Source organism: Streptomyces sp. PKU-EA00015 (assembly GCF_013387495.1).
Lineage (GTDB): Bacteria > Actinomycetota > Actinomycetes > Streptomycetales > Streptomycetaceae > Streptomyces.
Genome location: NZ_JABZEE010000029.1, coordinates 63,113 through 85,473, shown reverse-complemented (window position 1 = coordinate 85,473; position 22,361 = coordinate 63,113). Strand labels below are relative to the sequence as shown.

Annotated in this window: 17 protein-coding genes and 1 pseudogene; 6 read left to right on the top strand and 12 right to left on the bottom strand. The window is 72.4% G+C overall.

Features of this window, described 5'->3' with window-relative positions; all coding sequences use genetic code 11:
- Position 1: 1 nt before the first annotated feature.
- The 4 genes from HW130_RS19275 to HW130_RS19260 all read right to left on the bottom strand — a co-directional run bounded on the left by HW130_RS19275 (position 2) and on the right by HW130_RS19260 (position 4,797).
- Positions 2 to 955: a carbohydrate ABC transporter permease gene (locus HW130_RS19275; RefSeq protein ID WP_177150876.1), complete on the bottom strand. Its 954-nt coding sequence runs from the start codon at positions 953 to 955 to the stop codon at positions 2 to 4.
- A complete protein-coding gene (locus tag HW130_RS19270) occupies positions 955 to 2,292 on the bottom strand; it encodes an ABC transporter substrate-binding protein (protein WP_177150875.1) in 1,338 nt (445 codons plus the stop codon). Before HW130_RS19270 ends, HW130_RS19275 begins: the two co-directional genes overlap by 1 nt.
- Before the next feature lie 61 nt (positions 2,293 to 2,353).
- Positions 2,354 to 3,514, bottom strand: a complete 1,161-nt coding sequence (locus tag HW130_RS19265; protein ID WP_177150952.1) for an ROK family transcriptional regulator — start codon at positions 3,512 to 3,514, stop codon at positions 2,354 to 2,356.
- 212 nt (positions 3,515 to 3,726) lie between these two features.
- On the bottom strand, positions 3,727 to 4,797 hold the full coding sequence (locus tag HW130_RS19260; protein WP_177150874.1) for a mechanosensitive ion channel family protein: 1,071 nt from the start codon (positions 4,795 to 4,797) through the stop codon (positions 3,727 to 3,729).
- Between the two features lie 256 nt (positions 4,798 to 5,053).
- Here HW130_RS19260 and HW130_RS19255 point away from each other — a divergent pair, with 256 nt between their 5' ends.
- Positions 5,054 to 5,590 carry an HNH endonuclease gene (locus HW130_RS19255; protein WP_177150873.1) on the top strand — a complete coding sequence of 179 codons (537 nt, stop codon included), beginning with the start codon at positions 5,054 to 5,056 and terminating at the stop codon, positions 5,588 to 5,590.
- Positions 5,591 to 5,692: 102 nt separating this feature from the next.
- On the opposite strand, the gene HW130_RS19250 is transcribed toward HW130_RS19255, so the two are convergent.
- On the bottom strand, positions 5,693 to 8,605 hold the full coding sequence (locus tag HW130_RS19250) for a beta-N-acetylglucosaminidase domain-containing protein (protein ID WP_177150872.1): 2,913 nt from the start codon (positions 8,603 to 8,605) through the stop codon (positions 5,693 to 5,695).
- Positions 8,606 to 8,901: 296 nt separating this feature from the next.
- Between HW130_RS19250 and HW130_RS19245 the strand changes: the two genes are divergently transcribed.
- From HW130_RS19245 to HW130_RS19225, 5 genes and pseudogenes are all read left to right on the top strand, one after another.
- The gene (locus HW130_RS19245; protein WP_177150871.1) at positions 8,902 to 9,171 is read left to right on the top strand and encodes a hypothetical protein; all 270 of its coding nucleotides are present in this window, start codon (positions 8,902 to 8,904) and stop codon (positions 9,169 to 9,171) included.
- Between the two features lie 10 nt (positions 9,172 to 9,181).
- On the top strand, positions 9,182 to 11,425 hold the full coding sequence (malQ, locus tag HW130_RS19240; protein ID WP_177150870.1) for a 4-alpha-glucanotransferase: 2,244 nt from the start codon (positions 9,182 to 9,184) through the stop codon (positions 11,423 to 11,425).
- A gap of 23 nt (positions 11,426 to 11,448) precedes the next feature.
- Positions 11,449 to 11,679, top strand: coding sequence for a hypothetical protein (locus tag HW130_RS19235; protein WP_177150869.1), 231 nt, complete (start codon positions 11,449 to 11,451; stop codon positions 11,677 to 11,679).
- A 180-nt stretch (positions 11,680 to 11,859) separates the two neighbouring features.
- Positions 11,860 to 12,873 (top strand): DMT family transporter, encoded by a 1,014-nt coding sequence (locus HW130_RS19230; protein WP_177150868.1) that lies wholly within the window; start codon positions 11,860 to 11,862, stop codon positions 12,871 to 12,873.
- Positions 12,870 to 13,751 (top strand): annotated as a pseudogene (locus HW130_RS19225) (LysR family transcriptional regulator); the annotation flags it as partial. The gene HW130_RS19230 and the pseudogene HW130_RS19225, both read left to right, overlap by 4 nt.
- Positions 13,752 to 14,110: 359 nt before the next feature.
- Here HW130_RS19225 and HW130_RS19220 read toward each other — a convergent pair.
- The 7 genes from HW130_RS19220 to HW130_RS19190 all read right to left on the bottom strand — a co-directional run bounded on the left by HW130_RS19220 (position 14,111) and on the right by HW130_RS19190 (position 22,330).
- A complete protein-coding gene (locus tag HW130_RS19220; RefSeq protein WP_177150951.1) occupies positions 14,111 to 15,202 on the bottom strand; it encodes a selina-4(15),7(11)-diene synthase in 1,092 nt (363 codons plus the stop codon).
- Positions 15,203 to 15,445: 243 nt separating this feature from the next.
- Positions 15,446 to 16,066 (bottom strand): ATP/GTP-binding protein, encoded by a 621-nt coding sequence (locus HW130_RS19215; RefSeq protein ID WP_177150867.1) that lies wholly within the window; start codon positions 16,064 to 16,066, stop codon positions 15,446 to 15,448.
- Complete coding sequence (locus HW130_RS19210; protein WP_177150866.1) at positions 16,047 to 16,406, bottom strand: DUF742 domain-containing protein; 360 nt, start codon at positions 16,404 to 16,406, stop codon at positions 16,047 to 16,049. Before HW130_RS19210 ends, HW130_RS19215 begins: the two co-directional genes overlap by 20 nt.
- A complete protein-coding gene (locus HW130_RS19205; RefSeq protein WP_177150865.1) occupies positions 16,403 to 16,819 on the bottom strand; it encodes a roadblock/LC7 domain-containing protein in 417 nt (138 codons plus the stop codon). Before HW130_RS19205 ends, HW130_RS19210 begins: the two co-directional genes overlap by 4 nt.
- On the bottom strand, positions 16,816 to 18,285 hold the full coding sequence (locus HW130_RS19200; RefSeq protein ID WP_177150864.1) for a sensor histidine kinase KdpD: 1,470 nt from the start codon (positions 18,283 to 18,285) through the stop codon (positions 16,816 to 16,818). The genes HW130_RS19205 and HW130_RS19200 overlap by 4 nt, the downstream gene beginning before the upstream one ends.
- Before the next feature lie 188 nt (positions 18,286 to 18,473).
- Positions 18,474 to 21,062, bottom strand: a complete 2,589-nt coding sequence (gene pepN / locus HW130_RS19195) for an aminopeptidase N (protein ID WP_177150863.1) — start codon at positions 21,060 to 21,062, stop codon at positions 18,474 to 18,476.
- A gap of 239 nt (positions 21,063 to 21,301) precedes the next feature.
- Positions 21,302 to 22,330 (bottom strand): aspartate-semialdehyde dehydrogenase, encoded by a 1,029-nt coding sequence (locus HW130_RS19190; RefSeq protein ID WP_177150862.1) that lies wholly within the window; start codon positions 22,328 to 22,330, stop codon positions 21,302 to 21,304.
- Between the last annotated feature and the right edge of the window lie 31 nt (positions 22,331 to 22,361).

The following is a 22,361-nucleotide window of genomic DNA, read 5'->3' as shown; positions in this document are numbered from 1 at the left end:
CTCAGTCCTCCGGCGACATGAAGCCGCTGCGCCGGCGCATCAGGAACGCCGTGAACACCATGGCCAGGGCGAACAGCACCAGCGCGACCACGCACGCCGCTCCGGTGTCGAAGCGCTGGAAGCCCAGGTTGTAGACGACCTGCGGGACGGTGAGCGTGGACTTGTCCGGGTAGCCAGGTTCGAAGTGCTGCCCCGAGCCGCCGATCACACCGCTGGCGACCTTCGCGGCCACCAGGGGCTCGGTGTAGTACTGCATGGTCGCGATCACTCCGGTGATCACCGCGAAGAGCACGATCGGCGAGATGGTGGGCAGCGTCACGAAGCGGAAGCGCTGCCAGGTGCTCGCGCCGTCGAGCGCGGCCGCTTCGTACTGCTCCTTGGGCACGTCCAGCAGCGACGCCATGAACAGGACCATCAGGTCTCCGATGCCCCACAGCGCGAGCAGCGTGAGCGAGGGCTTCGACCAGGCCGGGTCGGTGAACCACTCGGGCTGCCCGAGCCCGAGCGCGCCGAGGACGGTGTTGGCCGGGCCCGTGCCGGGGTTGAGCAGGAAGACGAACGACATCGTCGCCGCGACCGGCGGGGCCAGGTAGGGCAGGTAGAACAGGGTGCGGAAGACTCCCGCGCCCGTTCTGATCCGGGTGACGAGCAGTCCGATGCCGAGCCCGAAGGCGACGCGGAGCGTCACCATCACCAGGACGAGCCACAGGGTGTTGGCCAGGGCGGGCCACAGATGCGGGTTGTCCCGGAAGACGTACACCCAGTTCTTCAGGCCCACGAAGGCGGGCGGGGCGAACCCGTCGTACTCCATGAAGGAGAAGTAGACGGTCGCGATCAGCGGGTAGGCGAAGAAGACGCCGAACCCGACGAGCCAGGGGGACAGGAAGCCGAGGGTGCGCAGCGCGGAGCGGCGGCGCTTGGACCTCAGTCCCGGTGCGAGGCGGGCCGTGGTCATCAGCGGGCCTGCTCGTTGTCCTTGTCGACCTGGATGTCGTTCTTCTTCAGCAGGGCGTCCAGATCCTTCTCGGTGCCCTTCTCGTACGTCTGGGCGTAGTCCTGGAGGGTGAGCAGGAAGGCGCCGCCGTTGACGGACGAGGGTGCGTGCGAGCTCTTGGGGTGCTGCGCGATGTCGACGAACGTGCGGTACAGAGGGTCGTCGCTCAGCTTCGGCGACTTCAGGGCCGCCACGGTGGAGGGCACGTTGTGGATGGCGTTGGCGAAGGAGACGACCGCGTCGGTGTCGGTGGACAGATACTTCACGAGCTCCCACGCGGCGTTCTTGCGCGGGCTGTTGCTCGCGATGCCGAGGACCGTGCCGGAGAGGTAGCCCTTGCCGTAGTCGGCCGCCTGGTCGTCGGGGACGGGGAAGGGCGCCGCGCCGATCTCGAAGGGGAGCTTCGCGTCGGAGGCCATCTTGCCGCGCCACTCGCCGTCGAGCTGCATGGCGACCTGGCCGGTGTGGAACGGGTGCTTGGGGCCCCACTCGTCCCCGAGCGCCGTGCGGAACCGGTTGAGCTTCGCGAAGCCGCCGAGGTCGTCCACGAGCTTCTTCTGCCAGGTCAGCATCGCCTTGACGGCCGGGTCCTTGGCCGTGTTCGACTTTCCGTCGGCGTCGACGTACTGGATGCCGAACTGGCCGCCGTAGTGCTCGACCGTGGTCTCGTAGCCGAGGTACAGGGGCATGAAGCCGAGCCGTTCGAAGCCGTCGCCCTTGGGCCTGGTGAGCTTCTTGACCGCCGCGTCGAACTCGGACAGCGTCTTCGGCGGGGCCTTGATGCCGGCCTCCTCGAACGCGGTCCTGTTGTAGTAGAGGCCGTACGCGTCTCCCAGCAGCGGCACGGTGCAGCGGGTGCCGTCGTGCTCGGTGTACTCGGCCATCTGCGGCAGGAACGTCTTGCGCGGGTCGATCCCGGACGTGTCCAGGAACGGCTTCAGGTCGGTGAGTGCCTTGGAGGAGCAGAACCGCCCGACGTTGTCGGTGGTGAAGGACGAGACGACGTCGGGGGCGCTGGAACCGCCCGCGCGCAGGCCCTGGTTGAGCTTGTCGTCGGTGATGCCCTTGACGACCTCGACCGTGATGCCTGGGTGCTTGTCCTCGAAGGCCTTGATGTTGGCCTCGATCGCCGCGACCTCGGCGGGTGCGGACCAGCCGTGCCAGAAGGTCAGCGTGGTCCTCGCGTCCGGGTCGTCGGCGGCGCCGTTCCCGGCCGAGCCGGTGCAGGCCGACGCGAGGAGCGATATCGCGGCCGCCGCCGCGAGCGCGGCGGCCGTGGTCCGGCGGTCTCTGGGCATGGCGGTGTCTCCCTGTGACGAGGACGGAGTCGGGGCGAAGGGGAGAAGCGGAGACGAGGGTTCAGCGGGAGGTGTCGAAGACCTCGTCGCGGGTCGTGGCCAGGGCGCTTTCCAGCGCGCCCCGCAGCACCGGGCTGCGGCGCACCGAGCCGAGCACCAGCCGGGGCCGGGAGGCCGCCAGTTCGGTGAGCTCGGCCTGGACTCGCTCGCGCAGCGGCTCCCCGCCCGCGACGATCGCCTCGCCGGACAGGACGACGAGCTCCGGGTCGAGCACGGCGACCATGGACGCGAGCCCGGTCGCGAGCCCGGTCGCGTACGCGTCGAGCAGCTGACGGTACGGCCCCGAGCCCGCCTCGGCGGCACGGGCGACCAGCGCGGTGGCGACCTCGGTGTGCGGGCCGCTGCCGACACCCTCGATGCCGAGCTCCCGCGCGAGCCGGGGCAGCGCCTGGGCGCCGGCCAGTTCCTGGAAGCCGCCGCTGTTCGCCTTGGTCACCTGGCGGACCAGCGGCGTCCCGGGCACGGGCAGGAAGCCGACCTCGCCGGCGCCGCCCGTGAAGCCGCGGTGCAGCCGGCCGCCGATGACGACGGCGGCGCCGAGGCCCTCCTCGTTCCACAGCAGGACGAAGTCCTCGTGGCCGTGGGCGGCGCCGCCGCGCTGCTCGGCGACGGCGACGAGGTTGACGTCGTTCTCGTACTCGACGGGCATCGGCAGCGCCGCGGCGAGTTCGCCCAGCAGGGTGGGGGAGTGCCAGCCGGGCAGGTGGGAGGCGTAGCGCAGGCGGCCCGTCGAGGGGTCGAAGGCGCCGGGCGTGCCGACGACCATGCGGTGGACGTCGGCACGGGTGACGCCGGCGGCCTTGACGGCGCCGTCGAGCGCGCCGGTGACCTGCCGGACGACGCTCTCCGCGCGCCGCCCGGGGGTGGGCAGCTCGAACTCGCCGACGGTTGCGCCCGTGATGTCGGCGACGGCGGCGCGGATGCGCTGCGGGGTGACGTCGAGCCCGGCGGCGTAGGCGGCGCGGGCGTTGACGGCGTACAGCTGGGCGCTCGGGCCCGGCCGCCCCGCGGTGGTGCCCGTCGCGACGACGAGGCCCGCGGCCTCCAGCCGGGCCAGCAGCTGGGAGGCGGTGGGCTTGGACAGTCCGGTCAGCTTGCCGATCCGGGTACGGGAGAGCGGGCCGTGCTCCAGCAGCAGATCGAGTGCGGCACGGTCGTTCATGGCGCGCAGCACACGCGGGGTTCCGGGCGTCGTTCCGGCCACGACGGTTGCACCTGCCCTTGCTCTGGACTGTTAGGAAACTTTCCTATTCTGTAGAGGAAAGTAGGCCGCCCTCGGCGGGTCGTCAATGGCAAACGCCCCCTGGGCAACCAAAGCGTTACCGAGGGGGCGCTGCGAGCGGTGCGGCCGGGCGTCCGGGGCCCGGCGGGCGGCTACTTCGTCAGGTTGGCGGGCGGCGGGATCGGGGACGCGGCCAGCGACTGCGGCGACGTCGTCGACGCATAGGCGGACGGCGGCGCCATGCCGGCGGCCGGGTCGGCGGCCGCCTCCGTCGCCTGCTGCGGCAGACCGCCGACGATCCGGATGCCCGCGGCGTCGAAGGCCCGCTTGATCCGCCAGCGCAGCTCGCGCTCCACGCCGAACGACTTGCCCGGCATGGTCTTCGCCGACACGCGGAAGGTCATCGACTCCAGCAGCACCTCGGTCAGGCCCAGGACCTCGACCGGGCCCCAGAGCTGCTCGTTCCACGGCTCGTCCTTGGCGAGGTCGTCCGCCACCTCCCCGATCACGGCCTTGACCTGGTCCAAGTCCTCGGACGAGCGGACGGTGACGTCGACGCCGGCGGTCGCCCAGCCCTGGCTGAGGTTGCCGATCCGCTTGATCTCGCCGTTGCGGACGTACCAGATCTCGCCGTTGTCGCCGCGCAGCTTCGTGACGCGCAGGCCGACCTCGATCACCTCGCCGGAGGCGACGCCCGCGTCGACCGAGTCCCCGACGCCGTACTGGTCCTCCATGATCATGAAGACACCGGAGAGGAAGTCGGTGACGAGGTTGCGCGCACCGAAACCGATCGCGACACCGGCGACACCGGCGGAGGCGAGCAGCGGCGCGAGGTCGATCTTGAACGCCCCGAGGATCATCAGGAACGCGGTGCCGAGGATGACGAACGACGCGATCGAGCGGAGCACCGAGCCGATGGCCTCCGAGCGCTGCCGGCGCCGCTCCGCGTTGACCAGCAGACCGCCGAGCGTCGTGCCCTCCACCGCCTGCGCGGAGCGGTTCATCCGCTCTATCAGCTTGGTCAGGGCCCGGCGCACGAGCATGCGCAGGACAAGGGCCACGACCAGGATCAGCGCGATGCGCAGCCCGGTGTTCAGCCAGGTCGACCAGTTCTCCTCGACCCAGCCGGCGGCGTCGCCGGCCTGCTTGGCGGCCTCGTCGAGCGTGACGGGTGCGGGCGAGGGATCGGCGTCCGTGCGGACGGCGGACCAGAACGCGGTCACAGGGGAGAACCTCCAGGGAGCGATGAGACCAACCACCCTAACGGGGGACGAAGGCTGTCACCCCGTGGTCGGCCGAGGGAGAGACAAGGCTCACCCGGGGGAAGAAAAGGGGAGGAACGTCCCGAGGCCTGTGGCGGAAAACACCTCCAGCCCGTTACGCGCACGTGGTGGCGCCGGGACCGGCCATGAGGACAAACTGAAGACAGATCGTCCCGGCGCGAGCCACGCGCCGCCGGCGTACAAGGAGGCATCCACCGTGCCGCATGTCCTGGTCCTCAACGCGTCGTACGAGCCGCTCGGCGTCGTACCGCTCCGCCGCGCGCTCGTCCTCGTCCTGGAGAACAAGGCAACCTGCCTCGAGGAATCCGGCGCCTTCATGCACAGTGCGACCCGTGTCGTCGCCGCTCCCAGCGTGGTGCGGCTCAAACGGTTCGTGCGGGTCCCTTACCGGGGGCCCGTTCCTCTCACCCGCAAAGCGCTCTTCGCCCGCGACGGCGGGCGCTGTATGTACTGCGGTGGCGTCGCAACCAGCGTCGACCATGTCGTTCCGCGCAGTCGCGGGGGACAGCACGCCTGGGACAACGTGGTGGCCGCCTGCCGCCGCTGCAACCACGTCAAGGCCGACCGGCACCTGCGCGAACTGGGATGGCGCCTGCGCCACCAGCCCGCGCCGCCGAGCGGACTGGCCTGGCGCATCATCGGGACCGGACATAGGGACCCGCGCTGGCTGCCCTACCTGCAGCCGTACGGCGCGGACGACGCGATGGCCCGGATCGACGGCATTTCCGCCTGACGACCGAAGGCCATTTTTTGTGCACCTCCCCGCGCGAGCGGGGAGGGCGCCGCGCACTCCCGCGCCGTCGGCCGCATGCCACTTTGCGGCCGTGCCCGGGCCTCACTCCGCGACCGCGTAGGTCTCCACCGAGAACAGCGAGTACCCGAACTCGGTGACCCGCTCGTCGCCCTGCACACGGACGAAGCGGGTGCCCCTGGCGTCCATGCGGACCGCCTCGCGTCCGCCCCTGCCGTCCGTGACCGTCGCCGCCGTGCGCCAGACCCGGCCGTCCGCCGAGACCTGGACGCGGTACCTCGTCGCGTACGCCTCCTGCCAGTGCAGCACCACCAGGCCCACCCGCTCCGGCCGGGGCAGCTCCAGCTGCCACCAGGCCGTCGGGCCGAGCGTCGAGGACCAGCGGCTTCGCGGGTCGCCGTCGACGGCCGCCGCGGCCGGGTAGTCCGCGGTCTCGTCGCCGGACGAGGAGGCGCGCACGCCGGCGCCGCGCGCGAGGTCCGTGGTGCCCGTCCTCGGGAAGGCGCGCACCGTCAGCGTGCTCTCCTGCCCCGCGAAGGACAGCGGCACGCGGTACTCGCCCGCCGGCGTGTCCTCGGGGACCGTCACCTCCACCGGGACCGTGGTCCGCAGCCCGCGAGGCACCGTCGTCTCCTTGGGCACCTTCACCTCGATGCCCGCCGGCGCCTTCGCGGTGAGCGCGCCGCGCACCTCCCCGGGCCGCTGCGCCGTCAGGCGCACCCCGGCACGCTGCGGAGCACCGCCGATCTCGGCGTTGGTCTGGGTGCGGACGAGGTCGAGCCCCGCCGCGGGCTCGTCCGCGAACCACGGCACCACCGAACGGACCGGGACCGGCTCGTCCCCGTCCGGCGACACCCGCAGCGCGTCGACCTTCACGCCCCTGGCGTCGGTCTGCGTCCAGCCCCCGGCCGACAGCGGCGCCAGCGCACGCCAGCCCTCGCCGGGCACGTGCACCTCGAGACGCCCGCGCGGGGAGGCGGTGGGCTGGGTCATCGCCGTGACCGCCGTCAGCGGACGCGGCCGCTCCAGCCAGACGGTGTTCTCGCCCTCCCTGACCCGGTCGGCGCCCGTCCACGCCCGCGACTCCTTCACCACGCGGTCGAGGAACGGGCCGAGCACGCCCTTGCCGACGGTGGCCCGGCTCGCCCGCAGTTCCTTGTGCCGCGCCTCCAGGTCGAGAGACGCCCGCCAGGCTGCCTGCCCGTCCCCGCGCGCCTGGGCCTGCAGCATGTCGACCGCCAGCTCGCCGGCCCGGCCGTAACGGGCCAACTGGTCCAGCCACGGCCGCACTTCGTGGGCCAGTCGCCCGTCGGCCGTGTGCTCGAGCCGCTCGGGCGCGAGGCGCATCACCGTGAACGCCGAACGCAGCGCCGCCGCCGCCCGGTCCCGCGCCCCGGCGTCCGTCGTGGTGCGGGAGCTCCAGAACGCGTCCATCAGCGGCCGCAGGTACGCCGACTCGCTCTCGGGGCTGAGGATCGACGACGAGTCGTTCCCGGCCAGGACCGCCAGCGCCTCCCGCGTGCGCGGGTCGCCTCCCGCGAGGTCGTCCAGCGCGGCCTGCCAGGACTGCTCGGGGCGGTAGCCCTTGGGGTTCCAGGCGTAGTCGGCCGCGGTGAACAGGGGGATGCGGGAGGCGGACGCCTGCTCCATCGCGTTGGCCAGCAGAGCCGCCGAGCCGGTCGCGACCGCCGGCTCCCGGCCTGTGTACGGGCCGAGGAACAGCCGGTCCTGCGCGTAGTCGTTGACCGGGTAGTTGTCCATCGTGACCAGCGGATGGTCGAACGCGTCCCGCGCGCCCGCCAGTTCACGTCCCGTGATCGTGCGCGGCACGACGCCGACACCGGTCCACGCCACGCGCACCGCCCCGTCGAGCTCCCTCGCGAGCGCCGTGCGGTACTCCGTGGCCCCCTCCTGGTAGAACTCGGTCGGCATCACCGACAGCGCCTCGGCGCCCGGGTGGCGGTCGGCCAGGTGCCGCGAGACGGCGTCCGCGACCCGTGCCTGTGCCTTCGCCGCGGCCTCGGGACCCGACCCGTACGTCTCCGCGTCCTTGTCGCAGTGCCACTCGCTGTAGCTCACGTCCTGGAACTGCAGCTGGAAGGCGCGCACCCCCAGCGCCCACATCGCGTCGATCTTGCGGGTCAGCGCCCGTACGTCCCCGTCGTCGGCCAGGCACATGGACTGCGCGGGTGCGACGGCCCAGGCGAGCGTGACGTGGTTGCGGCGCGCCCGCTCGGCCAGTTCGCGGAACTCGGCGCGCTGCGCCGCCGGGTACGGCTCGCGCCACATCGACTGCCGGTAGGGGTCGTCACCGGCGGCGTACAGGTAGCGGTTCTGCTTGGTGCGCCCCATGAAGTCGAGCTGCGCGAGCCGCTGTTCGTGCGACCAGGGCTCGCCGTAGAAGCCCTCCGTCAGGCCCCGCACGGCTGTTCCGGGCCAGTCGCGCACGACGACGCCCGCGACGCTGCCGTCCGTCACGAGCTGCCGCAGCGTCTGTACCGCGTGGAACAGGCCGTCGCCGCCCACGCCGTCGAGCGCGACCGTGTCGCGGCCGCCGGTGCGGCCCGCCGCCAGGCGGTAGCCGCCCGCCGGCAGGTCGGCGCGCTCCGCCGCGCGCAGGGCGCGCAGCGCCTCGTGCGCGCCCTGGCCTGCGACCCGGAACACCGGCCCGCGGCCGGGCAGTGCGGTGTGCACCGTCCGTACACCGGCCTCGCGCAGCAGGTCCTTCAGCAGCCCTACCGCGTGCGGGTCGGCGGCCGGGTCCGCGACGACGGTCGCCTCGTCGCCGAGCGGGACGGCGCCGCCCGTGGCCCGCAGCGACTGGGGGCGCGGCCACACGGAGGGCGCCGCCGCGGCGCCCTCGGGGTCCTGCGCGGAGCCCGCCGGTGCGCCGGGGTCCGCGGGGGCCGCGACGGCCCCCGGCGCCCCGCCCAGCAGACCGCCGATGACGGCGACGGCGACGGCCGCCGCTGTACGTCTTCCGCCCCCGAGCCGCACGCCGGTCTCCCCTCGGTCTCCCCTGCCGTTCCGGTCGGTTTCGAGCCCACCACCCCCACCGCGGGAGTGTCAATGCACCTGGCCGTTGTGTGCCTTTTGCCTGGCGTGGTGGACGATCGGGACGAGTCTGCGGACCTCCGGAGCGGCTCGGCGCGTCGCCGTGGCCGACTGCCGGAAGGGCAACACCATGTGACCCGGAACACGTTGGCCGGTCGTTTACGTCTGCGGTCGTGCCCACGGGGTAGGGCTGCTGTGACCCGTTCACGACCGTTCACGCCCGCTTGGAGTGATTTACCGTGGCCGCATCCGCGCACCTGCTGCTCTCCGCCTTGTCCAAACAGGTCCCGGCGCAGCCGGCGCATGCCCCGGCAGGCTGCCCGCTCACTCACGAGGCACAGCTCACCGGCGAGCCCTCGCTCGCCCACGACGTGCCGCTCACGAGCGAGCCCCCGCTCGCTCACGCCGCCCCTCTCACCAGCGAGCCCCCGCTCGCCGACATCGCGCCCCTGACGAGCGAGCCGACCGCCCACGGCACGGCGGGCGGCGCGGAGTCACCAGGGGCCTGAAGGAGTCCGCATGGGCCTTGCCCGGCTCGCCGCGCTGCACGGAGTCGCCACCGCCTTCCAGCCCTCCGAGGGCGTGACCGTGGCGGTCCCCGACGCCACCGTCGTCGCCGTCCTCGCCGCGCTCGGCATCGACGCGTCCACCCCGCGGGCGGTCAGCGCCGCCCTGGACCGTGCGGACCGCGCCGCGGCGGCGCGGCTGCTGCCGCAGACGGTCGTCGTCTGGCAGGACGGCGCGCGGACGCAGCCGCCGTCCGCGCTCGGTGACCTGCCCGGCGGCACCCGGCTGCGCGTCGAGACGGAGGACGGCGGGGAGGTCGTCCCCGGGACGGGACGGCCCGGCGGCTGGGACCGCATGCCCCACGGCGTGCACCGGCTCTGTGCCGAGACCCCCGACGGCCGCACCGCCGCCGCCACTCTCGTCGTCGCGCCCCGTGAGGCGCCCCGGCCCGAGGGCCGGTCGTACGGCTTCCTGGTGCAGCTGTACTCCCTGCTGTCCGCGCGGTCCTGGGGCATGGGGGATCTGGGAGACCTCGCCGAACTCGCCACCTGGTCCGGCCGCGCGCTGGGCGCGTCCTTCGTCCAGGTGAATCCGTTGCACGCTTCGGTGCCGGGCGCCCCCGCCGACCCCTCCCCGTACCGCCCCTCGTCGCGCCGCTTCCCCGACCCCGTCCATCTGCGCGTCGAGGACGTCCCGGAGTACGCGTACGCGGACCCCGCGCGGCGCGCACGGCTGGAGGAGCTGCGGGACAAGGGCGCCGAGCTGCGTGAATCCGTCCTTGCCAAGGGCGCGCTGATCGACCGGGACGCCGTGTGGGAGCTGAAGCGCGAGGCCCTGGAGATCCTGCACGCCGTCCCGCTCGGGCCAGGCCGCCACGCCGCCTACTGCGCCTTCCTCGCCGAGCAGGGCCGGGCCCTGGAGGACCACGCGACCTGGTGCGCGCTCGCCGAGGTGCACGGCTCCGCGTGGCACAGCTGGCCGGCCGCGCTGCGCGACCCCCGTTCCCCCGAGACCGCGCGGGCGAGGAGCGAGCTGATGGACCGGGTCGACTTCCACAGCCGCCTCGTGTGGCTGACCGACACACAACTCGCCGCCGCGGGCCGGGCGGCGCGCGAGGCGGGCATGGGCGTCGGCGTCGTGCACGACCTGGCCGTCGGAGTGCACCCCGGCGGCGCCGACGCGTGGGCCCTGCAGGACGTCTTCGCCGCCGGGATGTCGGTCGGCGCCCCGCCCGACGCGTTCAACGCCCGCGGCCAGGACTGGGGCCTGCCGCCCTGGCGCCCCGACGCGCTGGCCGCCACCGGGTTCGCGCCGTACCGCGGTCTGCTGCGGAGCATCCTGCGCAACGCGGGCGCGCTGCGCATCGACCATGTGATGGGCCTGTTCCGGCTGTGGTGGGTGCCGCAGGGCGCCCCGCCCACCGAGGGCACGTACGTCCGCTACGACGCCGAGGCGATGCTGGCGGTCCTCGTCCTGGAGGCGCACCGCGCGGGCGCCGTCGTCGTGGGGGAGGACCTGGGCACGGTCGAGCCGGGTGTGCGGGAGGCGCTCGCCGACCGTGGCGTGCTGGGCACCTCCGTGCTCTGGTTCGAGCGGGACTGGGCGGGCGACGGCCGGCCGCTGCCGCCGGGGCGGTGGCGGGAGGGATGCGTCGCCACCGCCACCACCCACGACCTGCCGTCCACCGCGGCCCGGCTCGGCGGCAGTCACGTGGAGCTGCGCCACCGGCTCGGGCTGCTGACCGGGGGCCTGGAGCAGGAGCGGACCGAGGACGCGGCCGATGTGCAGGAGTGGCTGGGGCTGCTGGAGACCCTCGGCCTGCTGCCCGAGGGCGCGGGCGACGAGGAGGCCGGCATCCGGGCGGTCTACCGCTTCCTGCTGCGCACGCCGGCGCGCATGGTCGGGGTGTGGCTGCCGGACGCGGTCGGCGACCTCCGCCCGCAGAACCTGCCGGGCACCTGGGACGAGTACCCGAACTGGCGCCTGCCCGTCGCGGACGGCGAGGGCCGGCCGGCGTCCCTGGAGGACCTCGCCGCCTCGCCCCGCCTGCACCGGCTGATGAAGGTCTTCGCACCTCCGGGGAACCGCGAGGCCCCGCGTACGGCACCGCCAAACGGCTCCGGGTCCCGTACGGCACCCCCGCCAAACGGCTCCGGGTCCCGTACGGCACCCCCGCCAACCGGCTCCCGGTCCCGTACGGCACCCCCGCCAACCGGCTCCCGGTCCCGTACGGCACCCCCGGGCGCGCGGCCCTGAAAGGCGTTCGCTACGTTGGCACCGTGGACAAGAAGAACGCCTTGCGCGCCGGCGCCGTCGCAGCCGGTACGACGCTGATGATGCTGCTGATGTCGTCCCCCGCGCTTGCGCTCACCCCGGACGACGGCGACGACCCGGGTCCCGGTCTGAGCGTGGCCGAGACCCTCGGCCTGTATGTCGTGGCGCCGATCGCCCTGTTCGTGGTGATCGCCGGCCTGGTGATGGTGCTCGACAAGTCCAGGAAGCAGAGCTGACTCCGCGCTGAACCCAGCCTTCGAGGCGCCCCGGACGCTGATGCGTCCGGGGCGCCTTTGTCGTGCGGGGAGCCGATCGTTCAGATCTGCTGAAAAGAATCGTCGTAAGTATGCGATGGACCTGACGAGTCTTCCCGGGTGACGGTGGACGCACCGGCCCACTCGACAGGAAGGCACAGGATGACCGTGACGGCCCCGGAGCACGCCCGCACCACCGGGAGGACGACCGCCGCGCGATGGGCGCGGCGCGGAGCGGCGCCGGGACTGCTGTTCGCGGCGGCGGCGACCGTCGTCTGGTCCGGCAGCTTCGTCACCTCACGGGCCCTGCACGACTCCGTGCCGCCGGTGCAGGCCGCCTTCTGGCGCTGGATCGTGGCCGTCGTCGCGGTGGCGCCCTTCGCGGTGGGCGCCGCCTGGCGGCAGCGCGCGCTGATCCGCCGCCATCCGCGCTTCCTGCTCGCCGCCTCCCTGCTCGGCGTCACCGTCTACAACACCCTCGTCAACCAGGCCGGACTCACCACGTCCGCCGGCAACATGGGCATGATCATGGCCGCCTCGCCCGTGGTGATGGCGCTGTACGAGAGGCTGGGCGGGGCACGGCTCGGCGCGCGCCGCACCACGGGGATGCTGGTCGCCTGCGGAGGTGTGCTGCTGCTGGTCGGCGACGGCTCCCTGTCGGTGGACTTCTCCGCCGGAGACCTGTGGATGTTCGCCGCGGCGCTCAGCTTCGCCTCGTACAGCGCGCTGCTGCGACGGCGTCCCGCCGGGATCGACGGGCTGGTCCTGCTCTTCGTCACCTTCGTGCTGGGCGCGCTGCTGCTCGCGCCCGTCTTCGCCGTCAGTCTCGCCCTCCAGGGCGGCTTCGCCCCGACGGCGGGAACGGTGGGTCCGCTGGTGTACGTCGGCGTCTTCTCCTCGGCGGTCGCCTTCTTCGCCTGGAACCGCGCCATCGCCCTGATCGGCGCCGCACGCGCGGGAGCCGTCTACTACCTGCAGCCCGTGTGCGTGGCCCTGCTGTCGTACGCCGTGCTGGGCGAGTCGATGGGGCCGGCGCAGTTCGTGAGCATGGGGCTGATCCTCGGCGGAGTGATGCTCGCGGCGGCGAGAGGCGCGACGGCCGCCACCGCCGGGGGAAGGGCCGCGCCGCACCAGGAAGCGGTGGCCGCGCCCGGCCCGGATAGCGTGCGGGCATGACCGGTACGCGGGAGTGGGACATCAGGAAGCTGCGGATCCTGCGCACGCTCAGCGAGCGGGGGACCGTGACGGCGACGGCCGAGGCGCTGCTGATGACGCCCTCGGCGGTCTCGCAGCAGCTGTCGAACCTGGCCTCGCAGCTCGGCGTCCCGCTCCTCGAGGCGCACGGCCGCCGGGTCCGGCTCACCGACGCCGCCCACCTGGTGCTGCGTCACGCCGAGTCGGTGTTCGCCCAGTTGGAGCGCGCGGACGCCGAATTGGCCGGGTACCTGCGGGGTGAGACGGGGACGGTGCGCGTCGGGGCGTTCTCGACGGCGGTGCCCGCGCTGGTCGTTCCCGCCGTACGGCGGCTGCGGGCCGCGTATCCGGGGCTCGAGGTCCGCGTCAGGGAGGCGGAGGCGGCCGAGGCGTACGACCTGCTGTCCTCGGGCCGGGTGGACCTGGCGCTCTCGTTGGCCGCCCAGGCGCCGACGGCCCGCGATCCCCGGTTCGCCCTGGTGCCCCTGCTCGCCGACCCGCTGGACGTGGCGCTGCCGGCGGACCACCCGCTGGTGGGGCGTGACGGGCTGCGGCTGGCCGACCTGTCGGAGGAGCCCTGGATCTTCGGCGGCAGCGGTCCCTGGTCGGAGATCACCCTCGCGGCCTGCGAGAGCGCCGGTTTCGTCCCGGAACAGGCGCACAGCGCGGCCGGCTGGACCGCCATCCTGGCGATGGTCGAGGCCGGCATGGGCGTCGCGCTGGTGCCGCGCATGGCGGCGGAGCGCCGGGGCGGCGTGGTGATGCGCGTGCTGGAGCGGGACCAGCCGCGCCGTCACGTCCTGGCGGCGGTACGGCGCGGCTCGGAGACGTCCCCGGGCATCGCGCGGGTGCTGTCGGCCCGTCGCAAAGGCCAGCCGTCGTCCACGACACACCGGGCCAGACGCAGCCTGCCGGTCGGCGTCAGCGGGGCATTACGGTGGGACACGAGGGCCTCCTGCGGTCGGGCGTAGATGTCGCAATCCACACCGAACCCAGAAGGCCCTCACCTGTTCAAGCACCCAGCAGGCGTGTCACCAACGTCCCGGGACAGCACACCTAGGGCCTCTCGTTTGGATCATGCCGGGCTCGCGGGCCCTGGCACGCACGCTCGCCGCGTTGTCGTCGGTCGCCATGGCTCCGCCATTGTCTCCCTCCTCCGCCTTGCGATCGCACGCACCAGATCCCGCTCGCTGATCCGGCCTGATCCAAACGAAAGACCCTAGGCTGCACGCGCGGCGTGCCGCCCGTGGACGGTGGGGACGGCGCCGGGCACGAGGTCCCACCACCAGGCGATGGCGGGGATGTTTAGCGGCTCGTGGCGGTCGTCCGTCGGGGTGTCGCCGAAGACGGGCGGCGGGTTCGCCGGGTCGTCGGGGGTGGTGTGGCGCACGGAGCTGACGCCCCAGTCCTGGGCACCGCGTATGAAGCTGGACAGGCTGCGCAGGTACTGGCGCAGCTGGGGGCTGCCCTGCTCGGACAACTGCCCGCACAGGCGCATGTACAGGCACATCACACGGTCCCGCTGGGCTATCGCGGTCGTGAGCGCCTGTTCGGTGCTCATGCCCTGCTGCTCCAGCACGCGCAGGGCGTCGAGGTAGTAGCCGGGGGCCCTGCGCTCCCTGCGGTGGGAGAAGATGTCGTTGTCCCAGGTGATGACGAACGACGCCATCTCGGCCGCGGCGCGCACCGCGGTCCGGTCCCGCTCGTGGGGCTGGAGCTCGTAGCCGTGGCCCATTTCGAGCATGGGCAGGACGACCGAGGTCGCGCCGTCGTACAGCCGCATCAGGGTGTAGTCGTTGAGGTCGGGCACGGTGCCGGCCCGGCGGTGGGCGGCCTCCCACACCACCGAGAAGAAGTATTCGCGCAGGGCGTCCACCCAGCGGGCCGCCTGGCCCGCCGTGCCGTACCGGTCGACGCGCGTCCGCAGGTCCCGCAGGCCCGCGGCCAGCGGGTCGTCCTGCATCATCGGCGCCTCTGGGTTCTGCGCCACCCGGATCAGGCGGTGCAGCAGGCCGGCCAGGTCGCCGGGCCGGTGGCCCAGTTCGCCCTCCTCGCAGTGACCGTCGTCGACTCCGAAGAGCCACAGGACGAAGTCCGCGAGGAGCGAGACGACCTCCTCGCGGCCCTCGGGCAGGATCCGCGCCGAGAACGTGCCGATGTCCTGCATCACCAGCCTGGCGCGCAGCGCCTCGGATCCGATGCGGTACGTCTCGGCCCAGGCCGCGGTCTGGACGTCTATGTCCGCGTGCCGCGGGTGTATCGCCGGTGGAATGGGCGAGAAGATCGGGGGAACGGTCAGCTCGGACTCCACTGCGGCCTGCCTCTCGATGCGGGTGCGGCGCGTCAACTCCGTTGTCACACGCGCAACTTGCACCTCAGAGTGATCATCTAGGCGCATCGTACTCAGGCGGATTGGCTGATCCAACGGGGCGAATCCCCGGCATACCGGAGCGCAACGGTCCATCGGTGGCCGGATCCGAGGCGTGAAGACCACCACCGGCGGCCGCCTGCGCGAGACCCTCGCCGGCCCCGGCCGCACGGGACCGGCGACCGGTCAGGACGCCGCCTGGGCCTGGGCCAGGGACTGCAGGTAACGCATCAGGGCCATCAGGACGTCCCGGCTGGACGCGCGCTGCCGCGCGTCGCACAGCACGATCGGCACCGACTCGGGCAGGTCCAGCGCGGCGCGCAGCTCCTCCAGCGGGTAATCCGGAGCGTCCGGGAAGGAGTTGACCGCGACCACGAACGGGACGCCGCGCTCCTCCAGCCGCCCGATGACGTCGAAGCTGACCTCCAGCCGGCGGGTGTCGATGAGCACCACCGCGCCGAGCGCGCCCTCGAACAGCCCGCGCCACAGGAACCAGAAGCGCTCCTGACCGGGAGTGCCGAACAGGTACAGCACCAGTTCCTCGTTGATGCTGATGCGGCCGAAGTCCATCGCGACGGTCGTCGCCGTCTTGCGTTCCACGCCCTGGGTGTCGTCCACGCCCACCCCGGCCTGCGTCATCGTCTCCTCGGTCGTCAGCGGCCTGATCTCGCTGACCGAACCGACCAGGGTCGTCTTGCCGACACCGAAGCCACCCACGATGACCACCTTGACGGCGGCCGTGGCGGTCGACGGCAGCACGTCCTCGCTCCGCGGGCCGAGAGCCTGCTCAGAGCTTCTGAAGTCCATCGATCACTGCCTCAATCAAAGCGCGGTCGGGGAGGTGAGCGGCCCGGACGGGTGCGCGTGCCAGCACCTTGTCCTCGGCCAACAGGTCGCTGAGCAACACGGTGATCACACTCACCGGCAGGCCCAGATAGGCGGATATCTCGGCCACCGAGAGCGGCGCCTGGCAGATGCGGATGATGGCCGCGTGCTCCGGCTGCATTCCGGGTTTGGGGCCCGACCTGGCCACGATCAGTGTGACCAGGTCTAAGGCGGTCGGCGCGAAGGAACCGCTGCGGCCGCCGGTGATGACGTACAGCCGCTCCGGACTGCTCGGTTCCCAGTCCTCGTCCGCTTCGCTCACGCGGTCTGCCCCTCGTGCCGCGGCGGCGTGCTCAGGTGCTCTCCGATCCGCAGCACGAGGTCCCGCATGCGCTGGCCCATCAGCCCGGCGTCCACGCCCTCGTCGGCGAGCACCGCGAGGTAGGCGCCCGCGCCGGCCGCCATCAGGTAGAAGAAGCCGCCGTTCATCTCGATGACGACGAGCCGCATCTGGCCGTCGCCGTTCGGGAGTTCGGAGGCGACCGCGGCCGCGAGGCTCTGCAGTCCGGCGCAGGCGGCGGCCAGCCGGTCGGCCGTGTCCGTGTCCGCGCCGTACTGTGCCATGCGCAGTCCGTCGGCGGACAGCACGACGACGTTTCGGGTCTGCGGTACGCCCTCTGCCAGGTCCTTGAGCATCCAGTCCATGTTGCTCTGGTGGGACTGCCGCTGAATCATGGCTGCTCGTTTCCGTTGTTCGTCGGGGGGGTGTCGCCGGACAGGCCGCTCTGGAAGGCGGCCAGCCACATGCCGGGCTGCACCGCCGGTGCGGCGTCCGCCGCGGCGCCCGGCCGGATCGCGGGAGCCGCCGGGGTCGTCGCCGCCCCGGCCGCGGGGACGGCGGGAGCGGTCACCCGGTTCTTGCGGCGCCGCTGGGGCAGGCCGTTCGCCGTCCGCTCGGTCACCTGCGGTGCGTCCTCCGCGGGCAGGGGCGCCGAGGGGCCGGTGACCGGCCGCGGCAGCCGCTCGTGGGTGTCGGAGCCTGCGAGGCGGGGGCCGGAGGCGGCGCCGATGCCGTGCGCCAGACCGGTCGCCGAAGCGGACGTGGTGATCAGCGCCTGGGGGACGACGAGGACGGCGCGCACGCCGCCGTACGCGGAGGAGCGCAGCGAGACCTGGAAGCCGTACGCCTGCGAGAGCCGGCCGACCACGGCGAGGCCGAGGCGCGGGGTCTCGCCCAGGTCGTTGACATCGATGCCCTGCTGCGCCTGGCGCAGCATCCGCTCGGCGCGCCTGCGCGCCTCCTCGCTCATGCTGACGCCGCCGTCCTCGATCTCGATGGCGATGCCCGACTGCACGTCCACCGCGGTCATATGGACCTTCGTCTGCGGCGGCGAGTAGCGGGTGGCGTTGTCCAGCAGCTCGGACAGGGCGTGGATCAGTGGTTCGACGGCGGTGCCGACGACGGCGACCTCGGAGACCGAGTGCAGTTCCACACGCTGGTAGTCGATGATCCGGGACATGGCGCCGCGCATCACGCTGTAGAGCGGGACGGCCTTGCTCCACTGGCGGCCCGGGCGGGCACCGCCGAGGACGGCGATGGAGTCGGCGAGCCGGCCGATCAGCGCGGTGCCGTGGTCGATGCGCAGCAGGTCGCCGAAGACCTCCGGGGACCCGCCGTGCCGGTCCTCCATCTCCCGCAGCTCCTGGGCCTGCTGGTGGACGATGGCCTGTACGCGGCGGGCGATGTTCACGAAGGCGCGCTGCGCGGACTCGCGCAGGTCCTCCTCGGCGCTGACCGCGTCGACGACGGAGCGGAGCACCGCGTGGTGCTCGGCCGGCGCGTCGACGGCGGCGAGCACGTCCTCGGGAAAGCCGCCCTTGCGCAGCGCCTCGACCACCTGGGGCAGCAGCTCGCCCGCGAGGCGGCCGGTCTCGGCCGCGCGGCGGGCGAGCAGCGCGTCCTGGGCCGCGACCCGCTCGCGCAGCTCGGCCACCAGTCTGTTCCGGCGCGCCACCACGGCGCAGGCCACGGCGACCATGGCGACGGCCACGGCGGAGACGATCAGTACGGGGGTGCGAGCCGACGCGGAGACCAGGAACGCGGCCGCGATCGCGGCCACGGTGGTCACGGCGACGGGCAGCTGCCAGACGAGGCTCGCCCTCGGCCGCGGACTTCCGGTCGACGTTCCCTGTCGAACCATCAGCATCCTCAGAGTCGAACGGGAAAGATCACATGAAGCGACGGGCGGGAGCATATCCCGGTCGCAGCACGGTTGTTGACTCAGGGTTCCGGTCTGGCGCGTTGTCGACGACCGAAAATACAAGGAGGCGCGCCGGGCCGAACGGGCCCCGGCGCGCCGCCACTTGCAGAGGTTCTACTCCTCTTGTGTCACTCCGCTGCCGCGTCCGCCGCCTGCGCCTTCAGCGCACGCTCGACGCCCGCACGCGACTCCGAGACGAGCCTGCGCAGCGCCGCGTTGGGCTCGGCCGCCTTCAGCCAGGAGTCGGTCGCGTCCAGGGTGTCCTGCGAGACCTGGAGCGAGGGGTAGAGGCCGACGGCGACCTGCTGCGCCATCTCGTGGCTGCGGGACTCCCACACGCCCTTGACCGCCTCGAAGTACTTCTCCGTGTAGGGAGCGAGCAGCTCGCGCTGGTCGGTCTGGACGAAGCCGCCGATCACGGCCTCCTGCACGGCGTTCGGCAGCGCTGTCCCCGCATCGGACGCAGCGGACTCGACGACCGACGCCCATGCCTCCGCCTTGGCCTGCGGCGTCGGACGCGCGGCCCGCGCGGTGGCCGCGTGCCGCTCACCGGCCGCGGTCCTGTCCCGCTCGTACTCGCCGGCGATCTCGTCCTCGTCGAAGACGCCCGTCGCCGCCAGCCGCTCCACGAACGCCCAGCGCAGCTCGGTGTCGACGGCCAGGCCCTCGATCGTCTCGGTGCCGTCGAGCAGCGCCTGGAGCAGGTCCAGCTGCTGCGGTGTGCGCGCGGTCGCGGCGAACGCCCGTGCCCAGGCCAGCTGGTGGTCGCTGCCCGGCTCCGCCGCCCGCAGGTGCGCCAGCGTCGCGTCCGTCCACTGGTTCAGGCCGGTCTCGCGCCAGGCGGGCGCCGCGTACAGGTCGATGGCCAGCTTGACCTGGCGGTGCAGCGACTGGACCACACCGATGTCGGACTCCTTGCCGATCCCGGACAGGACCAGCGCCAGGTAGTCGCGGGCGGCGAGCTCGCCGTCGCGGGTCATGTCCCAGGCCGAGGCCCAGCACAGCGCGCGCGGCAGGGACTCGGTGAAGTCGCCCAGGTGCTGGGTGACGTTCCGCAGGGACTCCTCGTCGAGGCGGACCTTCGCGTACGACAGGTCGTCGTCGTTGAGCAGGACGACGGCGGGGCGGGTCCTGCCCACCAGCTCCGGGACCTCGGTCAGCCCGCCGTCGACATCGAGCTCGACCCGCTCGCGGCGCACCAGCTTGCCCGCGTCGTCCAGGTCGTACATGCCGATCGCGATGCGGTGCGGGCGCAGCGTCGGCTCGCCCTTCGCGCCCGCCGGCAGCGCCGGGGCCTCCTGCCTCACGGCGAAGGAGGTGATGACACCGGAGTCGTTCGTGCCGATCTCCGGGCGCAGGATGTTGATGCCGGCCGTCTCCAGCCACGCCCTCGACCAGGTCTTCAGGTCCCGGCCGCTGGTCTCCTCCAGCGCGCCCAGCAGGTCCGACAGCCGCGTGTTGCCGAAGGCGTGCGTCTTGAAGTACGCCTGCACGCCCCGGAAGAACTCGTCCATGCCGACGTAGGCGACGAGCTGCTTGAGAACCGACGCACCCTTGGCGTACGTGATGCCGTCGAAGTTCACGAGAACGTCATCGAGGTCGCGGATCTCGGCCATGATCGGGTGCGTCGACGGCAGCTGGTCCTGCCGGTACGCCCAGGTCTTCATCGAGTTCGCGAACGTGGTCCACGAGTGCGGCCACTTCGAGCCCGGCGCGTACGCCTGGCACGCGATCGAGGTGTAGGTGGCGAACGACTCGTTCAGCCACAGGTCGTTCCACCACTCCATGGTGACGAGGTCGCCGAACCACATGTGGGCGAGCTCGTGCAGGATCGTCTCCGCCCGCACCTCGTACGCCGCGTCCGTCACCTTCGAACGGAAGACGTACTGGTCGCGGATGGTCACCGCGCCCGCGTTCTCCATCGCGCCCGCGTTGAACTCCGGCACGAAGAGCTGGTCGTACTTCGCGAACGGGTAGGCGTAGTCGAACTTCTCCTGGAACCAGTCGAAGCCCTGCCGCGTGACCTCGAAGATCTCGTCGGCGTCCAGGAACTCGGCCAGCGAGGGGCGGCAGTAGATGCCGAGCGGGACGGACTGCCCGTCCTTCTCGTACGAGCTGTGCACGCTGTGGTACGGGCCGGCGATCAGGGCCGTGATGTACGTCGAGATGCGCGGCGTCGGCTCGAAGCGCCAGACGTTGTCCTGCGGCTGCGGCGTCGGCGAATTGGAGATCACGGTCCAGCCCTCGGGCGCCTTCACGGTGAACCGGAAGGTCGCCTTGAGGTCGGGCTGCTCGAAGCTGGCGAAGACGCGGCGCGCGTCCGGCACCTCGAATTGGGTGTAGAGGTAGGCCTGCTCGTCGACGGGGTCGACGAAGCGGTGCAGGCCCTCGCCCGTGTTGGTGTACGAGCAGTCGGCGACGACCCTCAGCTCGTTGTCGCCCGCCTGCAGGTGCTTCAGCGTGATCCGCGAGTCCCGGAACACCGCGGCGACGTCCAGCGACTTCCCGTTCAGCACGACCTCGTGCACGGCGGGGGCGACCAGGTCGATGAAGGTCTCCGCACCGTCCTCGGCGGACGCGAAGCGCACGGTGGTCTCGGACCGGTAGGTCCCGCCGTCCTGCGCCCCGGAGAGATCGAGATCGATCTCGTACGAGTCAACGGTGAGCAGGCGCGCTCGCTGCTGCGCCTCTTCACGGGTCAGGTTTGTGCCAGGCACCCGGTCATCTCCTCGGTCTGCGATGTTTGCGGCCATCCTTCCACGCGCCGAAGGGGCTCCGCCCGGCAGATTTCGACCCGGTCACCGCACAGCCGCACAGGTGCCGGCGGTCGGCGGTGATCTCCCGGCTCCGCCCGCGCCCGGCTGTTGACCAGGGACGTCGCGGCGGCAGCCCGCCATGGCACGCACAAGGGGGCGATCACCTTCCGGTGATTGCCCCCTCGGCTCCGTCAGGGCCTTCAGCCGCGCAGCTCGTCCGCGACCAGCTCCGCGATCTGCACCGCGTTCAGCGCCGCGCCCTTGCGCAGGTTGTCGTTGGACACGAACAGCGCCAGGCCGTTGTCCACCGTCTCGTCCACGCGGATGCGGCCCACGTACGAGGCGTCCTGGCCGGCCGCCTGCAGCGGGGTCGGGATCTCGGAGAGCTCCACGCCCGGCGCGTCCTTCAGCAGCTCGTACGCGCGCTCCACGCCGATCGCACGCTCGAAGCGGACGTTGACCTGAAGCGAGTGGCCCGAGAAGACCGGCACGCGCACACAGGTGCCCGAGACCTTGAGCTCAGGGATCTCCAGGATCTTGCGGGACTCGTTGCGGAGCTTCTGCTCCTCGTCCGTCTCGTGGGAGCCGTCGTCCACGAGGTTGCCGGCGAGCGGCAGGACGTTGAAGGCGATGGTGCGCTTGTAGACGCCCGGCTCGGGGAAGACGACGGCCTCGCCGTCGTGCGTCAGCTCGGCGGCACGGTCGGCGACCGCCTTGACCTGGTCGTCCAGCTCCGCGACGCCCGCGAGACCGGACCCGGAAACGGCCTGGTAGGTGGTCGCGACCATCGAGACGAGGCCGGCCTCCTGGTGCAGCGGCTTGAGGACCGGCATCGCGGCCATCGTGGTGCAGTTCGGATTGGCGATGATCCCCTTGGGGCGGTCCTTGATCGCGTGCGGGTTCACCTCGGACACGACGAGCGGCACCTCGGGGTCGCGGCGCCAGGCCGAGGAGTTGTCGATCACGACCGCGCCCTGCGAGGCGACCTTCTCGGCGAGCGCCTTGGAGGTCGCGCCGCCGGCCGAGAACAGGACGATGTCCAGTCCGGTGTAGTCCGCCGTGGAGGCGTCCTCGACCGTGATGTCGCGGCCCTCCCACGCGATGGTGGAGCCCGCCGAACGGGCGGAGGCGAAGAGCCTGAGCTCGTCGACCGGGAACTTCCGCTCGGCAAGGATCTTGCGCATGACCGTGCCGACCTGCCCGGTGGCTCCGACGATTCCGACCTTCACGGGGACTCCTCCGTACGTTTGTGCACCATCT

Bases quoted from the DNA above. Each gene is read 5' to 3' on its own strand.
- HW130_RS19275 (WP_177150876.1), bottom strand. From the start codon at position 955: ATGACCACGGCCCGCCTCGCACCGGGACTGAGGTCCAAGCGCCGCCGC.
- HW130_RS19270 (WP_177150875.1), bottom strand. From the start codon at position 2,292: ATGCCCAGAGACCGCCGGACCACGGCCGCCGCGCTCGCGGCGGCGGCC.
- HW130_RS19265 (WP_177150952.1), bottom strand. From the start codon at position 3,514: ATGAACGACCGTGCCGCACTCGATCTGCTGCTGGAGCACGGCCCGCTC.
- malQ (WP_177150870.1), top strand. From the start codon at position 9,182: ATGGGCCTTGCCCGGCTCGCCGCGCTGCACGGAGTCGCCACCGCCTTC.
- HW130_RS19230 (WP_177150868.1), top strand. From the start codon at position 11,860: ATGACCGTGACGGCCCCGGAGCACGCCCGCACCACCGGGAGGACGACC.
- HW130_RS19215 (WP_177150867.1), bottom strand. From the start codon at position 16,066: ATGGACTTCAGAAGCTCTGAGCAGGCTCTCGGCCCGCGGAGCGAGGAC.
- HW130_RS19205 (WP_177150865.1), bottom strand. From the start codon at position 16,819: ATGATTCAGCGGCAGTCCCACCAGAGCAACATGGACTGGATGCTCAAG.
- HW130_RS19200 (WP_177150864.1), bottom strand. From the start codon at position 18,285: ATGGTTCGACAGGGAACGTCGACCGGAAGTCCGCGGCCGAGGGCGAGC.